The 16,902-nt window shown below is 60.9% G+C and carries 13 protein-coding genes; 6 read left to right on the plus strand and 7 right to left on the minus strand.

The genetic code is table 11. The features are described 5' to 3' along the window. The first annotated feature begins 604 nt into the window (after nt 1-604). Genes A7D21_RS28445 through A7D21_RS28455 form a run of 3 tightly spaced genes read left to right on the plus strand, consistent with a single transcriptional unit; the run spans nt 605 to nt 2,254 of the window. On the plus strand, nt 605-1,624 hold the full coding sequence (locus tag A7D21_RS28445) for an Rpn family recombination-promoting nuclease/putative transposase (RefSeq protein ID WP_069553243.1): 1,020 nt from the start codon (nt 605-607) through the stop codon (nt 1,622-1,624). A gap of 47 nt (nt 1,625-1,671) precedes the next feature. Further along, the gene (locus tag A7D21_RS28450; protein WP_083272257.1) at nt 1,672-1,917 is read left to right on the plus strand and encodes a DUF4351 domain-containing protein; all 246 of its coding nucleotides are present in this window, start codon (nt 1,672-1,674) and stop codon (nt 1,915-1,917) included. Between the two features lie 43 nt (nt 1,918-1,960). After that, nucleotides 1,961-2,254, plus strand: a complete 294-nt coding sequence (locus A7D21_RS28455) for a DUF4351 domain-containing protein (protein ID WP_069553245.1) — start codon at nt 1,961-1,963, stop codon at nt 2,252-2,254. 259 nt (nt 2,255-2,513) lie between these two features. Here A7D21_RS28455 and A7D21_RS28460 read toward each other — a convergent pair whose 3' ends face one another. Continuing rightward, nucleotides 2,514-3,932 carry an FAD-binding oxidoreductase gene (locus A7D21_RS28460; RefSeq protein ID WP_069553246.1) on the minus strand — a complete coding sequence of 473 codons (1,419 nt, stop codon included), beginning with the start codon at nt 3,930-3,932 and terminating at the stop codon, nt 2,514-2,516. Nucleotides 3,933-4,718: 786 nt separating this feature from the next. Between A7D21_RS28460 and A7D21_RS28465 the strand changes: the two genes are divergently transcribed. The 3 genes from A7D21_RS28465 (at nt 4,719) to A7D21_RS28475 (ending at nt 7,775) form a co-directional block, all read left to right on the plus strand. Beyond that, nucleotides 4,719-5,690: a tripartite tricarboxylate transporter substrate binding protein gene (locus A7D21_RS28465; RefSeq protein WP_069553247.1), complete on the plus strand. Its 972-nt coding sequence runs from the start codon at nt 4,719-4,721 to the stop codon at nt 5,688-5,690. Nucleotides 5,691-5,751: 61 nt separating this feature from the next. After that, on the plus strand, nt 5,752-6,243 hold the full coding sequence (locus tag A7D21_RS28470) for a tripartite tricarboxylate transporter TctB family protein (RefSeq protein WP_069553248.1): 492 nt from the start codon (nt 5,752-5,754) through the stop codon (nt 6,241-6,243). Between the two features lie 11 nt (nt 6,244-6,254). Further along, the gene (locus A7D21_RS28475; RefSeq protein WP_069553249.1) at nt 6,255-7,775 is read left to right on the plus strand and encodes a tripartite tricarboxylate transporter permease; all 1,521 of its coding nucleotides are present in this window, start codon (nt 6,255-6,257) and stop codon (nt 7,773-7,775) included. Between the two features lie 39 nt (nt 7,776-7,814). Here the strand turns inward: A7D21_RS28475 and A7D21_RS28480 are convergent, their stop codons facing one another. The 6 genes from A7D21_RS28480 to A7D21_RS28505 form a co-directional block, all read right to left on the minus strand. Continuing rightward, nucleotides 7,815-8,597: a hypothetical protein gene (locus A7D21_RS28480; RefSeq protein WP_256556630.1), complete on the minus strand. Its 783-nt coding sequence runs from the start codon at nt 8,595-8,597 to the stop codon at nt 7,815-7,817. Between the two features lie 77 nt (nt 8,598-8,674). After that, nucleotides 8,675-9,664 carry a twin-arginine translocation pathway signal gene (locus A7D21_RS28485; protein WP_069553251.1) on the minus strand — a complete coding sequence of 330 codons (990 nt, stop codon included), beginning with the start codon at nt 9,662-9,664 and terminating at the stop codon, nt 8,675-8,677. After that, nucleotides 9,661-10,320, minus strand: coding sequence for an alginate O-acetyltransferase AlgF (locus A7D21_RS28490; protein ID WP_069553252.1), 660 nt, complete (start codon nt 10,318-10,320; stop codon nt 9,661-9,663). The genes A7D21_RS28485 and A7D21_RS28490 overlap by 4 nt, the downstream gene beginning before the upstream one ends. Nucleotides 10,321-10,328: 8 nt before the next feature. Continuing rightward, nucleotides 10,329-12,905, minus strand: coding sequence for a bacteriophage N4 adsorption protein A (locus A7D21_RS28495; protein ID WP_069553253.1), 2,577 nt, complete (start codon nt 12,903-12,905; stop codon nt 10,329-10,331). Further along, entirely contained in the window at nt 12,902-15,010 is a 2,109-nt protein-coding gene (locus A7D21_RS28500) for a glycosyl transferase family protein (protein WP_069553254.1), read from the minus strand. The genes A7D21_RS28495 and A7D21_RS28500 overlap by 4 nt, the downstream gene beginning before the upstream one ends. Nucleotides 15,011-15,022: 12 nt before the next feature. Then, on the minus strand, nt 15,023-16,902 hold a 1,880-nt coding region (locus A7D21_RS28505), incomplete at its 5' end, for a cellulose biosynthesis cyclic di-GMP-binding regulatory protein BcsB (RefSeq protein ID WP_069553255.1).

Genomic DNA, 16,902 nt, shown 5'->3' on the forward strand with positions numbered 1-16,902 from the left:
CAAAAGTGTGTGGCTGATTCTGCGCGTAAGACAAATCCAGAGCGGTTCAGGGCGCGGGGCGGAACCCGGGCCTGTGCTTGAGTCGTTTGGTGTGGCTTGTACCCCAGAGGGCTTTTTCCGCCGCGTGCTTCTTGACGCCGAGGCTTAAAGGAGGCTTGCCTGGGGGCATCAAGCCGGCCGGGTCCAGCGCCTGTTTGAAGACTGCGCATCAGCGCCAGCTATAGTGGGGCGCTTTTAGCGCCTGGCGGCATCACGCTTGGCCTAGCCGAGGCCTTGCTCGGCGCTGATGCTTCCTGCGAACGCCATCGTTGATTTGTAAATGACGTGCATGATCGCTTCGGCCTGCGCTACCTCGCTTCGGGTTGCTCACAGATCACTACCGAGCGAGCCCAAAGAATGCACACAGCCGCCTTCACTGCCGATTTTGAGCAGGATTTGTTGCGGCATGGGTTTCTCTTGAGTTCATAGCGCATGCATTTCGCCAAGCAGGTGGGGCAGATGCCCCAACGCCAGGGCACAAGCCCAGCGTTGGCGACTTCTCTGACCTTCAACTTCTGATATCCAGGCGCTAAAATGTCCCGCGTATTCACTCAGAAAATTGTTCATGGCCCACAACCACGATGCCTCCTACAAACTGCTGTTTTCCGCGCCCGAATTGGTGCGCGACCTAATCATTGGGTTCATCCCCGATGATTGGCTGCACAGTCTGGACTACAGCACGCTGGAGAAGGTCCCTGGCAGCTACGTAACCGATGACCTACGCCACCGGGCCGACGATGTGGTCTGGCGAGTGCGGGCCGAGGGTGAGTGGGTTTACTTGTACATCCTGATCGAGTTTCAGAGCACGGTCGATCCGTTCATGGCTGTGCGGATGATGACCTATGTGGGTTTGTTGTATCAGGATCTGATCCGCTCTAAAGATATCTTGCCACACCGAAAATTGCCGCCGGTATTGCCGATCGTGCTCTACAATGGCGATGCGAGGTGGACGGCAGCCACAGACGTAGCGGCGTTGATTCCAAAGGTTCCGGGGCTGGTCTCCAAGTACATGCCTTCGTTGGAGTACTTGCTGATCGACCAGAGTCAGTACACCGAGGCTGATCTGTCGGAACTGAAAAACTTGGTGGCGGCCGTGATCCGTTTTGAACACTCGCAAGACGCCACGATGCTGTTGCGGTTGATTGATCTGTTGAACGAGTGGCTTGACGATAATCCGGAGCTCAAGCGTACGTTTGTGATCTGGATCCGTGCAGTCGTGTTAAGGCAGAGCAAGAACACCTTGGTATTGCCCAAGGTGCAAGACTTGAAGGAGTTGAGGATGACGCTAGCTAAGAGTTTTGACGCCTGGGCTCAGCAACACGAACAGAAGGGCGTGGAGCGGGGTATCCAGCAAGGTATCCAGAAAGGTATCGAGAAAGGAATCGAGAAAGGAATCGAGAAAGGAATCGAGAAAGGAATCGAGAAAGGCGAGGCGATGCTGCTTCAGCGCCAATTGGTCCGCCGCTTTGGTGCGTTATCAAGTGACGTGGTGGCGAAAATCGCGGCTGCTTCGAGTCACCAGCTGGAATTGTGGGGTGATCGCGTGCTGGACGCGCCCAGTCTGGACGATATTTTTCGGGCGTAAGCACGCAGACAGCAGGCTCCCCACTTACTTACCAGAAGGAGTTGAGGATGACGCTAGCCAAGAGTTTTGACGCCTGGGCTCAGCAACACGAACAGAAGGGCGTGGAGCGGGGTATTCAGCAAGGAATCGAGAAAGGCAAGGCGAGGCTGCTGCAGCGCCTATTGGTTCGCCGCTTTGGTACGTTATCAAGTGACGTGGTGGCGAAAATCGAGGCTGCTTCGAGTCGCCAGCTGGAATTGTGGGCTGATCGTGTGCTGGACGCGCCCAGCCTCGATGATATTTTTCGGGCGTAAGCACGCAGACAGCAGGGCTCCCGCTTATTTGAAGGAGTTGAGGATGACGCTGGCCAAGAGTTTTGACGCCTGGGCTCAGCAACACGAACAGAAGGGCTTGGAGCGGGGTATCCAGCAAGGTATTCAGCAAGGTATCGAGAAAGGAATCCAGAAAGGAATCCAGAAAGGAATCCAGAAAGGCAAGGCGAGGCTGCTGCAACGCCTATTGATTCGCCGTTTTGGTACGTTATCAAGTGACGTGGTGGCGAAAATCGAGGCTGCTTCGAGTCGCCAGCTGGAATTGTGGGCTGATCGCGTGCTGGACGCGCCCAGCCTGGACGACATTTTCCGAGCGTAAAGCATAGTCAGCGGCTTCCCCACTTAGATGATGGGCGATCTACGAAGAGTTTCATTTCGACCGGCTGGCGAAAGGTACCTTGGCTCTGCTCAAGTCAGGCATTGGTAGTAAGCGGATAGCCATGCCACCTATCTGAACCGCATACCTAGAGCAATAAGGGCAATAGCGTGCCATTAAAACACGCTGACACAATCGCCTTTATCGGCCGAGCGAGGAAGGTGTTAATCCTGGCGCCTTACAAACATTCAAGCACAGGCGCTTACAGCAGCTTGCCCGGGTTCATCAAGCCAGCCGGGTCCAGCGCCTGTTTGAGGCTGCGCATCAACTCCAGCTCCAGTGGGGCCTTGTAGCGCCGGGCGGCATCACGCTTGGCTTGGCCCAGGCCGTGCTCGGCGCTGATGCTGCCTGCGAACGCCATCGTGGATTCGTAAATGACGTGCATGATCGCTTCGGCCTGCGCTTTGAAAGGCGCGTCTTCGGCCCCGACCGGTTTGCTGATGTTGTAATGCAGATTGCCATCGCCGACGTGTCCGTAAGCCACAATGCGGACATTCGGGAAGGCGTCCAGAAGCCTGCGGTCAGTCGCCTCTATGAACGCTGGAATACAGCTGACAGGCACGCTGATGTCGTGCTTGAGGCTGGGGCCTTCATGGTTCTGAGCCTCGGAGATGCCTTCGCGCAGCGCCCACAGTGCGGCGACTTGCGTCTGGTTGCTGGCGACCACCGCGTCGAGGGCTTCACCCTGTTCAAAGGCTTGGCCCAGACCGTCTTCCAGCATTTGGGCCAGGGGCGCATCGGTCAGGGTATCGCTGAGTTCGATCAAGACGTACCAAGGGTGAACGTCGTTGAACGGGTCGGTGCAGCCGGTTACGTGGTGCAGAACGAACTCGACGCTTTGCCGTGACATCAGCTCAAAGCCGGTCAGGCGATCGCCGCACAAGACACGCATGCGGCCAATCAGGTCGACCGCCGCCTGGGAGGTTGGCAGTGCCACCCAGGCGGTGGTCAGGCTGTGCACGGCGGGAAACAGTTTGAGTACTGCTGCGGTGATGATCCCCAGAGTGCCCTCGGACCCGATGAACATGTGTTTGAGGTCATAGCCCGTGTTGTCCTTGCGCAGCCCGCGCAATCCTTCCCATACACGGCCATCGGCCAGCACCACTTCCAGGCCGAGGGTGAGGTCGCGCATGTTGCCGTAGCGCAATACGGCGGTGCCGCCAGCATTGGTCGCCAGGTTGCCGCCGATGGTGCAACTGCCTTCGGCACCCAGGGACAACGGGAACAGGCGGCCCGCCTCGGCGGCGGCTTCCTGCACGCGCTGAAGAATGACCCCGGCTTCCACCGCGATGGTTTCGTTGGCCGGGTCGATGGCGCGAATGGCGGTCATTCGCGTTAGCGACAGCACGACTTGAGTTCCCGAGTCGTCCGGAATCGAGCCGCCGCACAAGCCGGTATTGCCCCCTTGCGGCACCAGTGCGACGCCCGCTTCCCGGCACAGGCGCACGACCTCGGCGACCTCTGCGGTGCACGCCGGCCGGATCACCAGTGCTGCCTGCCCGCGATAGGCGTTGCGCCAGTCACTCAGGTAGCTCTGCATACGCTCGGCATCACGGATCAGGCCGGCCTGACCGACCACGTGTTCGAGTGCTTGCATCAGTGCGGGGGGCAAATGACTCATGAGGCGCTCCTTTTTATTATGTACGGCAGAACAAACTGGCGCCGCCCACCACTTGGATCCATCGGCAAAGCCAGAAAGGGCAGAGTGAGGCATCTGCATGAGTCGAGGATCGTTGACGGGGTGAGGGCGTCTGATGGGGGCCGAAATGTTGATGCAGGTTAAGTTATCGTATGACCTGCAAAAAAACATCCTCTAATCCGACTGTCCGCTACCACCAAGTTGATCTGCGTTCGCCGGGCTATGAGGACGGCGATTGGCGGGGCATCAGGTATCGCTTCGAGGTCATGAAGCAACCGCTTCCCATGCTCGCGCAGATTGACACCTTTGGAAGGCGTTGGTAAAACAGCTTAAGTCGTATGACAACATATGACCTATCAATAATAATAATCGAGGCTCAGTCATGCTGAAGACTCTCCGCGCGTGCCCTCAAGGCAACCGTCATCGCTTGTTCATCCCTCGTTCGATCTCATCGTCCTGCGTGTCCAGCCTGCTTGCCGGTGGTGTCGTACATCCCGATGGAGCAAGGCGTTCAGCCTTTTTCTCCTCCCGCAGAACAACGCACGACTCAACACTGACCGGGCGATCAGCCTTCTATTCCTCGCGTGTTGAATCGGTGTTTATGGCCACTGAGCTATCAACCTGCGTGTCAACAAACAAGTCCCTGTTCGCCCCCTGTCACTTGTCACTTGTTACCTGTTGGCACTCGTCAGTGTTTTTTGACATGAGAAGTTACAACTTCAACTGTGTCCCTCAGGTCAGTCAGCTTTCTACCCACGGAGCATTCCAATGATAAAAACAATTCGCGCCTCGCTTTTCTCTGCAATCGTCGGAGTGGGAGCTATCACTTCAAGCAGCGTCGCCTTCGCTGACATCAAATGGCCAACTCGTCCGGTGCAAGTTGTGGTGATCGCCAACCCGGGCGGTGACACTGATTTCAACGCACGCCTGATGGCCAAGTACTTCAACAAGATCACCGGCAAGAACATGGTCGTGACCAACGTTGCGGGGGGCGGGGGTACGTTGGCGGCAGAGCAGGTCAAAAGCGCTGCACCGGACGGCAACACCATTCTCTTCACTCACCCTGGCCAATTGATCGTTAACGAAGTTGCGGGCCTTTCCGATGACAGTTTTGACACGTTTGACGTGGCCTGTATTGCTGGCGTGGACAAGGGCGCCATCTTCGTGGCCTCTGCCGAATCCGGCATAACCAGCGTCAAAGACCTGGTTGAGAAGGCCAAAGCCAAGCCGGAAAGCATTACCTATGGCACCGAGATGGGCAGCTTTTCCCACATTCAGGGCCTGATGTTCGAAAAAATCACGGGCGTCAAACTGAAGATGGTCGATGCCGGCACCGTATCGGAAAAAGTGGTGGCGCTGCTCGGCGCGCGTATTGATCTGGGGGCCATCAGCTACGGTTCGGTGCAGGACTACGTCAAAGGCGGGCAGATGGTCGCGCTGGGTCAGCCCAATGCTGAACGCAATGCGATGCTGGGCGATATTCCGACCTTCAAGGAACAAGGTGTCGACTTCACCATCGACAAGCCCTACGTCGTGGCGTTTCCGAAAGGTACCGATGCGGCGATCGTGAGCAAGCTGGCTGACATCATGAAGCAGATCACCGAAATACCGGAGTACGCCGAGGAGCTGAAGAAGTTCAAGCAGCCAGTCGCGTACTACGGCACGGATGAGTCCAGGAAGATCCTGGCCAAGACCCGTGACGACTTCATGCAGTTCAAGGATGCCCTGCGCGCCAAGTAAAACCTGAAGCTGGTCAGCTGAAGCTGGCCAGCATCACCTCGCCTATTTCCGAGGTTTCCCGATGGCTACCTGCAATAAAAAAGAGCTGATGATCGGCCTGGCCATGCTTGGCACCGCGCTCGGTTACCTGTTGATGACACTCAAACTGCCGGGCCACTCCGGCATTGATGCGGCATTCGTCCCCACCGTGCTGTCGGCCATGCTTTGCCTGCTCGCCGTCATTCAACTGTTCGGTGCCTTCGCGGCCCCGAAAGATGCCCCGCATGACGTCGCGCAGGTGGACGCCGAGGCGCCGGGCAGCGCGATCGACGTGGCAACAGTGGTGAAGACGCTGGCCTTGGTCGTGGGCTATATCGCCCTGATGAACCCGATAGGCTTCCCGATCATGACGGCGGTTTATCTGTACCTGCAGTTCATCGTGCTGACGCCGCTCGATCATAAGGTTGCGCATGTCACGTATGCCCTGATCGCCTTGATGACCTCGGCCGCCATTTACCTGCTGTTTCGCGAGGTCTTCGATTTGATGCTGCCCGCGGGCCTGATGAATTTCTAGGAGTATCGACCATGCTCGACTTGTTGCAGCAAGGCTTTGGTGCCGTTTTTTCGATCAATATCCTTCTGCTGATGGCCATTGGCGTGGCCGTGGGCATCGTCTTTGGCGCAGTGCCGGGCCTCTCGGCGACGATGGCCGTCGCCCTGTGCCTGCCGCTGACCTTTACCATGGGGCCACAGGCGGGCCTCTCGCTGTTGGTGGCGCTCTACATCGGGGCGACGTCAGGAGGGCTGATCTCGGCGATCCTGCTGAAAATCCCCGGAACACCGTCATCCATCGCCACGGTATTCGACGGCGGCCCTTTGATGGAGCAAGGCCATGGCGTCAAGGCGCTGGGCATCGGTATCGTATTTTCCTTCCTGGGCACAATGTTCAGTATCGCGGCGCTCATGTTCATCGCGCCGCAATTGGCCAAAGTGGCGCTGCGCTTCGGTCCGCATGAGTATTTCGCGATTGCGGTGTTCTCCTTGACCCTGATCGCGACGTTATCTGCCGGCTCCATGGCCAAAGGGTTGTTTGCGGGGGCATTGGGCTTTGCCGTGTCCACCGTGGGCATCGCGCCGGTCGAGGCCCTGCGTCGCTTCACCTTCGGCTTCTCCGAACTCAATGGCGGCTTTTCCATGCTGACGGTGATGATCGGCATGTTCGCGGTCGCCGAGATCATCAAGCTTGCGGAAAACGGACGTTACGCCAGGCAGGGCCGGGTGCGCTCGGTGAGCATGAAGAACGTCAAGGGCTTCGGGTTTTCGTCAAAGGAATTTCGCGAGCAACTGCCCAATGCCTTTCGCTCCGGGTTGATCGGCCTGGGGATTGGCATCCTGCCCGGCATTGGGGCGGGCACCTCGAACCTGGTGGCTTACATCATCGCCAAGAAACGCGCCAAGGACCCGGATTCCTACGGCAAGGGCAACATCGGGGGTGTCGTTGCCAGTGAAACCGCCAACAACGCCGGCATCGGCGGGGCCATGATGCCCTTGATGACGCTGGGCATTCCCGGCGACACCGTCACCGCGATCCTGCTGGGCGGCTTCCTGATCCATGGTATTCAGCCAGGTCCGCTGCTATTCATCAGTCAGGGGCCGTTGGTCTACACCATCTTCGCCGCGTTGATTGTCGCCACAGTGATGATGCTGTTTATGGAGTTCTACGGCCTGCGCCTGTTTATCAAGCTGCTGGATGTTCCCAAGCACATCCTCCTGCCGATCATTCTGGTGCTCTGTGTGGTCGGCGCTTTTGGTTTGTCCAGCCGCCTGTTCGATGTTTGGTCGATTCTGCTGTTCGGTGTGCTCGGTTATGGCTTCGTCAAGGCGGGCATGCCTGCGGCGCCGTTCATTATCGGCTTCATCCTGGGCCCCATGGCCGAAACCAATTTACGTCGCGGCCTGATGCTCTCGGACGGGAACTTCATGGCGTTCCTGGCCAACCCCATCGCCGCCACGTTCCTGGGGCTGGCCCTGGCCTTTGTTGTGTGGCAGATCGTCAGCACCCTGCGGCCGAAGAAGAGTGCGATCAACGAGATCCTGCGCTCCTGATTCACCCAGGCCTCTCCGATGGGGAGGCCTGCCGACGGGTTAGTTTGCCAGTGCTTTGACCAGCTCCGGCGTCACGTAATGCGGACCGTCGAACAGGTACAGAGGGTAGCCGTCGTAAGCCGCCAGTTGCGGTTTGAGCTCGGCCGCCGTGGCAGAGCGAAAGCCGCCGCCGTAGTTGGGGCGGAAGGCTTCGACGATGATGCGTACCCGGTCCTTGCCCAGACGTTCGCGCAGGGTGTCGGCATAGGTGCGGGCCACAGGGGCGGTGCGGGCGTAGACGCCGACGCCGTCCTGGAAGAACACGCCGATGTCGTCCGGCAACCATTGCTTGAGCCAGTCGGCCGTGGCGGCGGGGCCGATGTTGGCGCCGTCGTAGACGCTGATCCACAACGGACGCGGCAGCTTGGCCAGCAGCGCGGGCAGCTCCTTGGCGCGGGTCCAGCTGGGGTCGACTTCCGCCGGAAAGTACCAGCCGGTGACGTGCAGCGGCGTGGGCAGTTTGGCGATGCGTTTGGACACCGCCGCCAATTGCTCGATGTTGTCCCGCGAGCGGTTTTCACTGAAGTAACCGGCCAGTCCAACGATCACATCCTGAGCCCAGGGCTCTTTGGCGATGCGCGCCCAGTCTGGCAGCACCGGCACGCTGGGCAGGCCGGTTCCGGGCACGAAGGCCTGATCATCGACGACGGTCCATTGCACCAGCAGCTCCCGGGCGCCGAGCTTTTGCCAGTCGCCCTTGATGCCGACCGTCTTGTTGTCTGGTTGCCAGACGATGCCGACGATGCCGGGGTCCAGCGGTTTCAAAGCAGTGACGTATAACATGGCGGTACCTGTTCCAAGCGTCGCTGCAAGCAGCAGAATACCCAGAGTGGCACGGCTGAGGGTTTTGCCGAAAACCTTCAAGGCAGCGCCTTCTTGATGCGCTGGTGCCACTGGCTGATTGAAGTCACGCCTTTGGCGTTCCAGTTGGCGGCGGCGTCGGGGCTTAGATGAAACTGGCCCTCATTGAATTGCCAGACGATCACTTGCGGCTTGTGCTGGGCAAAGTCCGGGGATTCCAGGTATTGCAGCAGTGTGGCCCACGGGCCCACATCACCGGGGTTCCAGGTCAGATTGACCGGGCGGTCCAGGGCGTTGGACAACTTCTGGGTGTAGCCCAGATAAGGCTGCACGAAGCTGTTGCCGATCACCTGAACCGGTGCCGGTGCGTCGTCGATCAACAGGTCTTTTTCCACCTGATGGCGCACGGTGTATATATCGCGACCGATCGCCTTTCGCTTCACGGCGGGCAGGAAGTTGCTGGCCAAGTCGCCAAATGCGCGCTTGTCGAACCACTCGCCCAGCACGGCGCCGCCACCGGGCTCGCCTTGCAGGCGATAGCGTCCGGTGATGAGCTTCGCCGTGGCGTCGGCAGTGTTCTCGGCGCTCCAGGCGGTCCAGTGATAGTCGGCGCGGTAGAACGCGCTCTGCTTGCCTTGCTCGGTTTGCTGCAGGATCGGCTTGATGTTCAGCGTGGTCAGGCCCGCGGTGCTCAACTCACTCTGCAAGCGGTCGTAACGCTGCGTCACGGCTGGGCTCAACGGTTGATCGGCCGGCAGTCGCTGGGCGTAGAACGGCGCTTTCATGGGTACCACCAACACCACCAGGGCGATTTTTTCCCGCTCAAGCTGCTGCTTCACGTCTTTGATCAGGCCGATGCTGCGGGCGGTGCCGGCGTTATCGACCTTGTTCAGGCTTTCCCAGGCGGGAAACAGCCAGCCGTCTTTACCGGTGATCACTGACGAGGCCGCGTGCACGGTGGTGCCCGACAGGCTGAACAGCACGCCAGCAATCAGGGCGGGCAGGGGCAGGCGGCGCATGGAACCTTCAAGTTTTACGTGGCTAGTCATGGGGCAGTCTGGTCAACAAGGCCAATCAGGCGTGGGGTCTGGCGCGAGCCGACGAGGAACAGGCTGTAGCGATCACCTGCCTTGAAGGGCTCAAGTTTGAGCGGCAGGCCGGCAGCCTGATCGCAGCTGGCGATCAAGGTCGCCTGCACCGGGTTGATGGTGCGTTGTGCCTGGCCGTTAAAGGACAGTTGGCTGAACACGCTTGAGCCATTGGCCAGCTTGATGTCGGCTTTTTCGCAGCCCGTGCTGAGGTTGTAGACGTTGAGCTCGGCGCGCAGGTCTTTGCCGCGCGGTTGCGGGTCAATCACTACCCGTGGCGCGGCGCCGGGATGGCTGTCGAGGATCAGCGTAACGAACGCGTCTTTTGGCACGCTCAGGCCCTTGATCTCGCGACCGTTGACCGTCACGTGCAGCGGCTGGCGCGAGTCCACGACCTGAAACGGGCTGGCAATCACGGACTGCGCCGACAGGGTCATGTCCGGCTTCTGATCCACGCGCACCTGCACGGCCTTGTCGGAGGGGTTGACCACCCGCACCCAGGCCGAGCCTTCTGGCAGTTTCGGCGCGTAGAGCTGGGCGATTTCAGGCGCGGCCTGAGTCAGTGTCGAGGCCAGGCCCAAACCGAGCCCCGCCCACAAGCTGATACGAGGGTGCATAAAAGTCCTCAATAGGAGTAGGTCAGGCGAGCGAACACACCTTTGGCGCGGTCATCGCCAAACACCTTCACTCGGTATTGCAGCGAAAAATCCACATAGGATTGCGGCGCGTTGTAGGCGTCCTCGCGGAACCAGTAGCGCACGTTGTTCCCCAGACCGACGCCTGCGGCCCGGCCGGAGGAATAGTCAACGCTGCCGTCGGACTGGGTTTCGCTGTCCATCTTGGAGTCGTAGTCGAACGCGGCCACCACGTGCGGGAAGGTTACCCAGCGCGAGCCGGTGCCGCCGATGGCGTAGCTGCGGCCCCCTTGCCATTCACTGTTGAAGTAATTGCGCGAGTCATTGACGTAATGCCCGGCCTCGGCGAACAACTGTGACGTCCACCAGCTCGGCGTATCGACCTGCAGGTCGGTGCCAATGCTGGAGCCATAACCCAGACGCAACAGCCAGTCGCCATCCACGTTGGACGAGCCCAGGGGAAAGGTGCGTTCAACGGCGGCCATGACGTTCAGGGACGTAAAGGGTTTGACCCGCACGCCGAGGGCACCTTGCAGGGCATCCAGGCCCGTGTCCGAATCGCCGTTCTTGCTCCACAGCGTGTCGGTGACACGGCCGTACAGCTCGACGAAGCGGGCGTTGCGGTAACCCAGCGGACGCCACGAGAGTTCGGTGCTGTTTTGCAGGCTGTCGGTGCTGCTGTTGTTGCTGCCACCGCTATTGCCGCCGGTACTGGGGGCCGAACTCAGGCCGCTGGTGGAGCTGTTGCCGCGATAACTGGTGGTGCTGATCAGGCCCCAGGTGCGCGAGACATCCGCCACGGCGCGGCGGGTGTCAAACAACTGCTGGGCAGGCATGTCCAGTTCGCCGGATTTCTCCGCGTCGATGACCCGCTTGAAGTAACCCACCGCGTGCTCGTCGTCGTTGACCCGCATGGCGGTGTAGGCCGCATCCTGCGTGGCGGTCGGCGTCAGGCCCGTGGCGGTATCCGCCTTGCGGAATGACTCATGGGCGGCGTCATCGTCGCCCGCCTGAACCGACAGATAAGCCACCTGCAGATCACTCATGCCGTCCAGCTCGCCCGCCGCACGGGCTTGCTGCAAGCGTTCCCGAGCGGTTCGGCGCTGACCCAGCGCAGCGTAAAGGCTGGCTTCTTCATAAGTGGGCAGGCTGCCCAGTGCCAGGGCCTGGGTGAAGTCTCGGCGCGCGCCGGCGTCATCACCGGTTTGCTGGCGCAGACGACCGCGCTGGGCCAGCAGGCGGGCGTCATCGCCAGTGGCTTGCAGGCCGTCGCTGGCGGCGGCCACTGCTTCGGGCAGCCGCTTCTGGTCGGTCAGGGCGCTGACCAACAGGCTCCGATACGCCGGGTTTTGCGGGGCGCGGCGAATGGCTTCGCTGGCCAGGGTCGTGGCTGAGGCCGCGTCCTTGCGGGCCAGCGCCGCGTAAGCCTGCACGGCGATGTCGGTGCCGCCATCGCGCTGATTGCCCGGCCAGATGTCGCAGACCAGCCCGAACGCGGTTTCCTGACAGTTGAGCGCCGGGGCAGGGAAGCGTGTCGCGGTTTTCAGGCCGTTGTTCTTTTGGCGCAGTGCGACCTGTGCAATGGCGCGGCGGCGGGCCACGTCACCGCTGTCGTCCGCGGGCAGTTTTTGCAGTTGGTCCAGAGCCTGTTGAGGCTCGTTGTTGGCCAGTGCCAGATCGGTGGCGAAGAAGCGAATCTCACGTACTTCCGAATCCAGCAGGCCGTCGATGGCCAGGGCTTGATTCAGGTCAGCCTGGGCGGCCTGAGTCTTGCCCTGACGGTCCAGCGCGTAGCTGCGCAGAATCCACGGTGCAGTCTCGCCGTCGTCCTGAGCCAGCGCGCCGGTGGCAGCCTGTTCGGCGGCGCGGTAATCCTTCTGCGCCAACAGAGCGCTGATCAATAGTTGTTGATGGGCGCCGATTTCCGGGGACCAGGCCACGGCCTTGCGGGCTTGGTCCACCGCCAGGGGCAGATTGCCGGCTTCCAGAGCGCGATAGCCTGCAATGGCCAAAGGCGCGGCCAGTTGGCGGCGAATGGCTTCGCGGCGCATCAGCAAACTGTCGTCATCCGGGAAAACCCGAAGGGCTTCAGTGGTGGCTTGATCGGCTTCTTGCAGATGCTGTTGGCGCTGCAAGGCTTCAATCAGCAGCAACCGGTAATCCATGCGCCGGGGCTCCTGGGCGATGGCTTTGCGGGCTGACTGGGCGGCAACGCCGAAGTCGTCGCGGTCATACGCCTTGAACGCCTGGGCCGCCGCATTGAAACCGGGGGCTTGACGCGCCTGAGCGGTGGATTTCGGGTAGCGCTTGGGGTTATCGCGCAATGCCTTGTCCCGTTGCGCCTGCACGATCAACCGATTCAAACGGGTGACGTCCGCCCGCTGACGCAAGGCTTCACGGGCCTTGGCGATGGCCAGGTCGTAGTCTTTGCGATCGTAGGCGCTGTAGGCTTCGTTGGCGGCCTGGTAAGCCGGACCGGTCAACGGCAGCGGCAGGATTTCCGCATGGGCCAGCGCAGGCAGCAGGCACAACCCCGTGGCCATCAGCGTCAGGAAGGGGCGGTTCATGCCGGAAGCTCCGTTGGGTAATGACTGTGCTGACGGGCCACGGCCTGTTCGATGGTGGCGCGGGGCAGCACGCCGATGTCGACCAGATAGTCGCCGATACGGCCGTCATGCTGAGGTCGGTAATTGAGCATGGCGCGGCTGAACACGTCGCGGTTCAGCAGGCCCATCTCGATCAGCAGGTCGCCCAACAGCGGCGCGCGGGCATTCGGGACGGCCTGGCCTTGCAGGGCGTTCACCTCGCGCAATTGCGCGACGATTTCGCTTTCCCGGGCGATCAACTGCACCGGTTCACTGCCCAGTTCATCGCTGATCTGTTGCAGGCCTTCGTCCGATAGCGGGCTGGCGACAGCGATTTGCGCGCGGCCTTCCTCGTTCATGCCCAACGGCACCACGCGCCAGCGCAGAGCGAACTCATCGCTCAACAGTGAGGGGTCAGCCTTGTGGGCGACATCGAAAACCCGGGGCAGATCGTTCTGAAACGCGATGGCTTCGGCCAGGGTTTCGTCATCCAGCCAGCCGTGGCTGAGCAGGATGCGGCCCAGTGGCATGTGCCGGGTCTGCTGTTCGTCCAGTGCCGTTTGCAGGTGGGTGTCGTTGATGGCCTGCCAGGACAGCAACACGCTGCCCAGCTTGCGCGGTGCGGCGGCCACCAGGTCGGTAGACGGGAAATCGTGCATGGTCTTGTCCCAGACCAGCTTGCGATTGAGCACCTTGCCCACCAGGAACATGCGCCACGCCCGGGAGGCGGCCATGAAGTTGACGAAGTTGCCGACGACCATGCGCGGGATCGACAGCAAACCGTGCTGCCAGCCGTACAGCACCGTGGTGAAGTAGCAGCGATGCAGGATGCGCCAGCCCAGAGCGATACCGTTGGCAATCAGCAGATACTTGATCCAGCCATTGGCTTCGAACGGCGTTGGGAAGCTCACGTCCCACAGCCCGCTCTGACGCAGGATGATCAGCGCCACCAACTGCACCAGAATCACGTAGGCCAGGATGCTGACGAATGCCGTCACCACGCCTTTGCGATCACGAAACAGCAAATAGCGGTTGGCCAGCGAGCCGTTCCAGCCCATCTGTTCCCAGCCTTGCAGGCCGATGCCCAGGGTCCAGCGCGCTTTTTGACGAAACGCCGTGCGGAAGGTGTCCGGGAAGAATTCGCGCACACACAGCGGCATCTTCAGGGTGGATTCGTAAGGTTTGCGAAACCAGGATTTGCGCAGCACGCGAAACTGCACCGGAAAGCGCACGAAGATCGCGTTCATGCCGACCTTGGCCAGTCGCGCGCCTACGTCGTAGTCCTCGGTGAGGCTGTCGGTGTTGAACGGCTGGTTCTGGGTTTCCCCGGCCAGCACGCGCAACGCACGGTGTGAGAAACAGGTGCCGACGCCGGCCGAAGGCACGGTGTCAGTCATGCTTTCGCGGACCACCAGGTCCTTGCCGTGCCATTCTGCGAACTCGTCCATGTAGGTGCCCGCCACCCATTCGTACCAGTTGCGCTCCAGGGACACGACCGGCAACTGGATCATGTCCTTGCGGGGCAACAGGTAGTTGAACAGGCGCAGTTCCAACGGGTGCAGCACGTCTTCGCTGTCATGCAGTACAACTCCGGCGAAGGTCGTGCCGTGGGTTTCTTCGTACAGGAAGATCGCCTGGATCACCCAATTGAGGCAGTCGGCCTTGCAGGTCGGCCCCGCGTGAGGGACTTCCACGCGGTGCAGCTGCTTGTAGCGCCGACGCATGCGCTCCACCTCATCGATGGTGCGCTGATCGTTGATGTAGGTGCCGACGAAGACCACATAGTTCTGGTAATCCAGGGTCGACACCATGTTCTCGATCATCGGCGCGATGACGTCGTATTCCAGCCAGGCTGGGACCATGATTGCCAGGGGTTGCTCATCCCGGGCCATCAATTGCTCGGCCGTCAGCGGCCGGTATTTGCGGTCTACCGTGAACTTACGGAACAGGCGGCGAGACCAGTACCACAGGTCAATGAACAGATCGTCCAGACTGGAAATCAGGATCAGTACCGCGACCACAATGGTCGCGACTTCCAGGAAGCTGTAGTAATGGGCCAGCCAGTAGGGCCAATAAAGCGACGTCATCGAAGGTTTCCGTTACTGGCGATTGCGACGGGCGCTACGGCCAGCCAGCATCAGGATAAGCACCAACAGGATGCCGCCGGGGATCAGCCACAACAGCGAAGGCGTGCGCCAGGCGTCCAGGCCCTTGGGCTCTTCTTTCTCGATGAACTGGCTGCCGCTCGGGTCCTGGGTGTCGAAGGTGGTCAAGGCACCGTTGTCCCCCAGAATCGCCACGTCGCCACGGGTCAACAGCACAGGCTTGGCGAAGACAGGCGCATCGCTGCCCAGGGTGCGATAGATCAGACCGTGCTGGCCACCGGCATCGATGGCTTGCAGCGAAGCCAGATGGTTAAGGGGATGCAGGTCCAGCAACGGCTCATCCTTGTGATTGATGCGCAGGCGGCCTTGGTCATCGACCTGCACCGATTCCTTGCTGTCCTTGAGCGGCAACTCGAACGCCAGGAAGGCTTTGTCGGGCGTGACTGTCGCTTTCGGATCGGCGCTGACTTTCAGTTCTGCGCGCAGCGGCGAAACACCGGCACCGTCCGCCACCGAAATCACCTGTGGCAGGCTGCTGGCCGGGTGATCGAGGTACGCCTGAGGCACGAGGACTTGTGTGTTCGACGCGAAGCGCGCCGCCATGCCGGAGAAGCCGTCATTGAGGGCGATTTTTTCCAGCACGATGTGGCTGGTTGGCAGCACCGAGACCGGGAACGCTTGAGGCGTTTCCAGGCAGCGATCACTGACCGGCTGACGCTGGAACGACACACGCAGCACGTTCGTGGAGCCCAGGGTATAGCTCGGGATACGCGCTTCGATGCGTTGTTTTTCACCGTTGGCAATCAGTTGTTGCGCGCCAATCAGGTAGTCGTTGAGAAACACTGACGCCACCGGTGCGGTGTCCGAAGCGCCCGGTGCGGCGGCGACATCCACCACGGCCTTGACCGGCAGACGACCGTCATAAGCGACGCTGCCCAGCGGGAACGAAGCGCTCCAGTCGGACTTGGCAAGCACGTCGATGGTGCCAGGGTTGCCGCCCAGATTGGCCAGGGCCACGCGGCCATCGGCGCTCAACGGCATTTGTGCTTCGCTGACGGTCAAGGTGCGGCTGCGTGCCAGCTTGTTCCAGGCCGTGCTGAACAGGGCCATGGCCTTGCCGGTGGCCTCCGGCGCGATCATCAGTACCGGGCGTGTGCCCAGCAACGCGAGGCGCACATTGTCCGTGCCCTTGGCGGCCAGACCGGCATTCACATGACGGTCACGCCATTGGGTGAACGCGGCGCCTGCGGTGGCGTCCAGACCTTGAATCTGGCTCTGCAAGGCGTCCAGGGATTCATTGATCGCCTTGAGCAACTGCGGATCATTGATCGCCAGGTCAGCCTGCATGTTGGGGGTTTGACCCAGCATCAGCAGCGCGCCGATTTCCGCCGGGTTGGCCAGGGTATAAGTGCCCTTGCCATTGAGGCTGGCGAAGGCCGGAATGTTCTGCAGCTCGACCGGGATACGCAGGTCGCTCAGGTCTACGCTGTCCTGTACGGCGGGGAAGGGCAGGATGCGGGCGTGTTTGCCGATCCGCTCCAGTGCCACGCCCAGACGCCAGGCGGCGTCGTAGCTGCCGGCCGCCAAACTGCCCGGGGCGACCATGATGCCGGGTTTGCCGGGCAATGCGGTCCAGGCGGCGCCTACGTCCTGCAACAGGTTGGCGTCGTAGCTGTAATTGAGGCGGGTGTCCGGTTCGATGCGCAAGACGTTGCCGATGGCGCGTTCGTCTTCACACAACACGCGGGACACGATCGACGACCAGGCCACGCCCAGACGCACCGAGCCGCTGTCGCGGGCGGCCTTGTCCACGCCCAATACCGAGCTGGCGTTGCCCTGGGGTTCGCTGAGGCCTTCGGCACGTACCGGATAGC

The organism is Pseudomonas sp. AP19 (genome assembly GCF_001728855.1).
Classification (GTDB): domain Bacteria; phylum Pseudomonadota; class Gammaproteobacteria; order Pseudomonadales; family Pseudomonadaceae; genus Aquipseudomonas; species Aquipseudomonas fluorescens.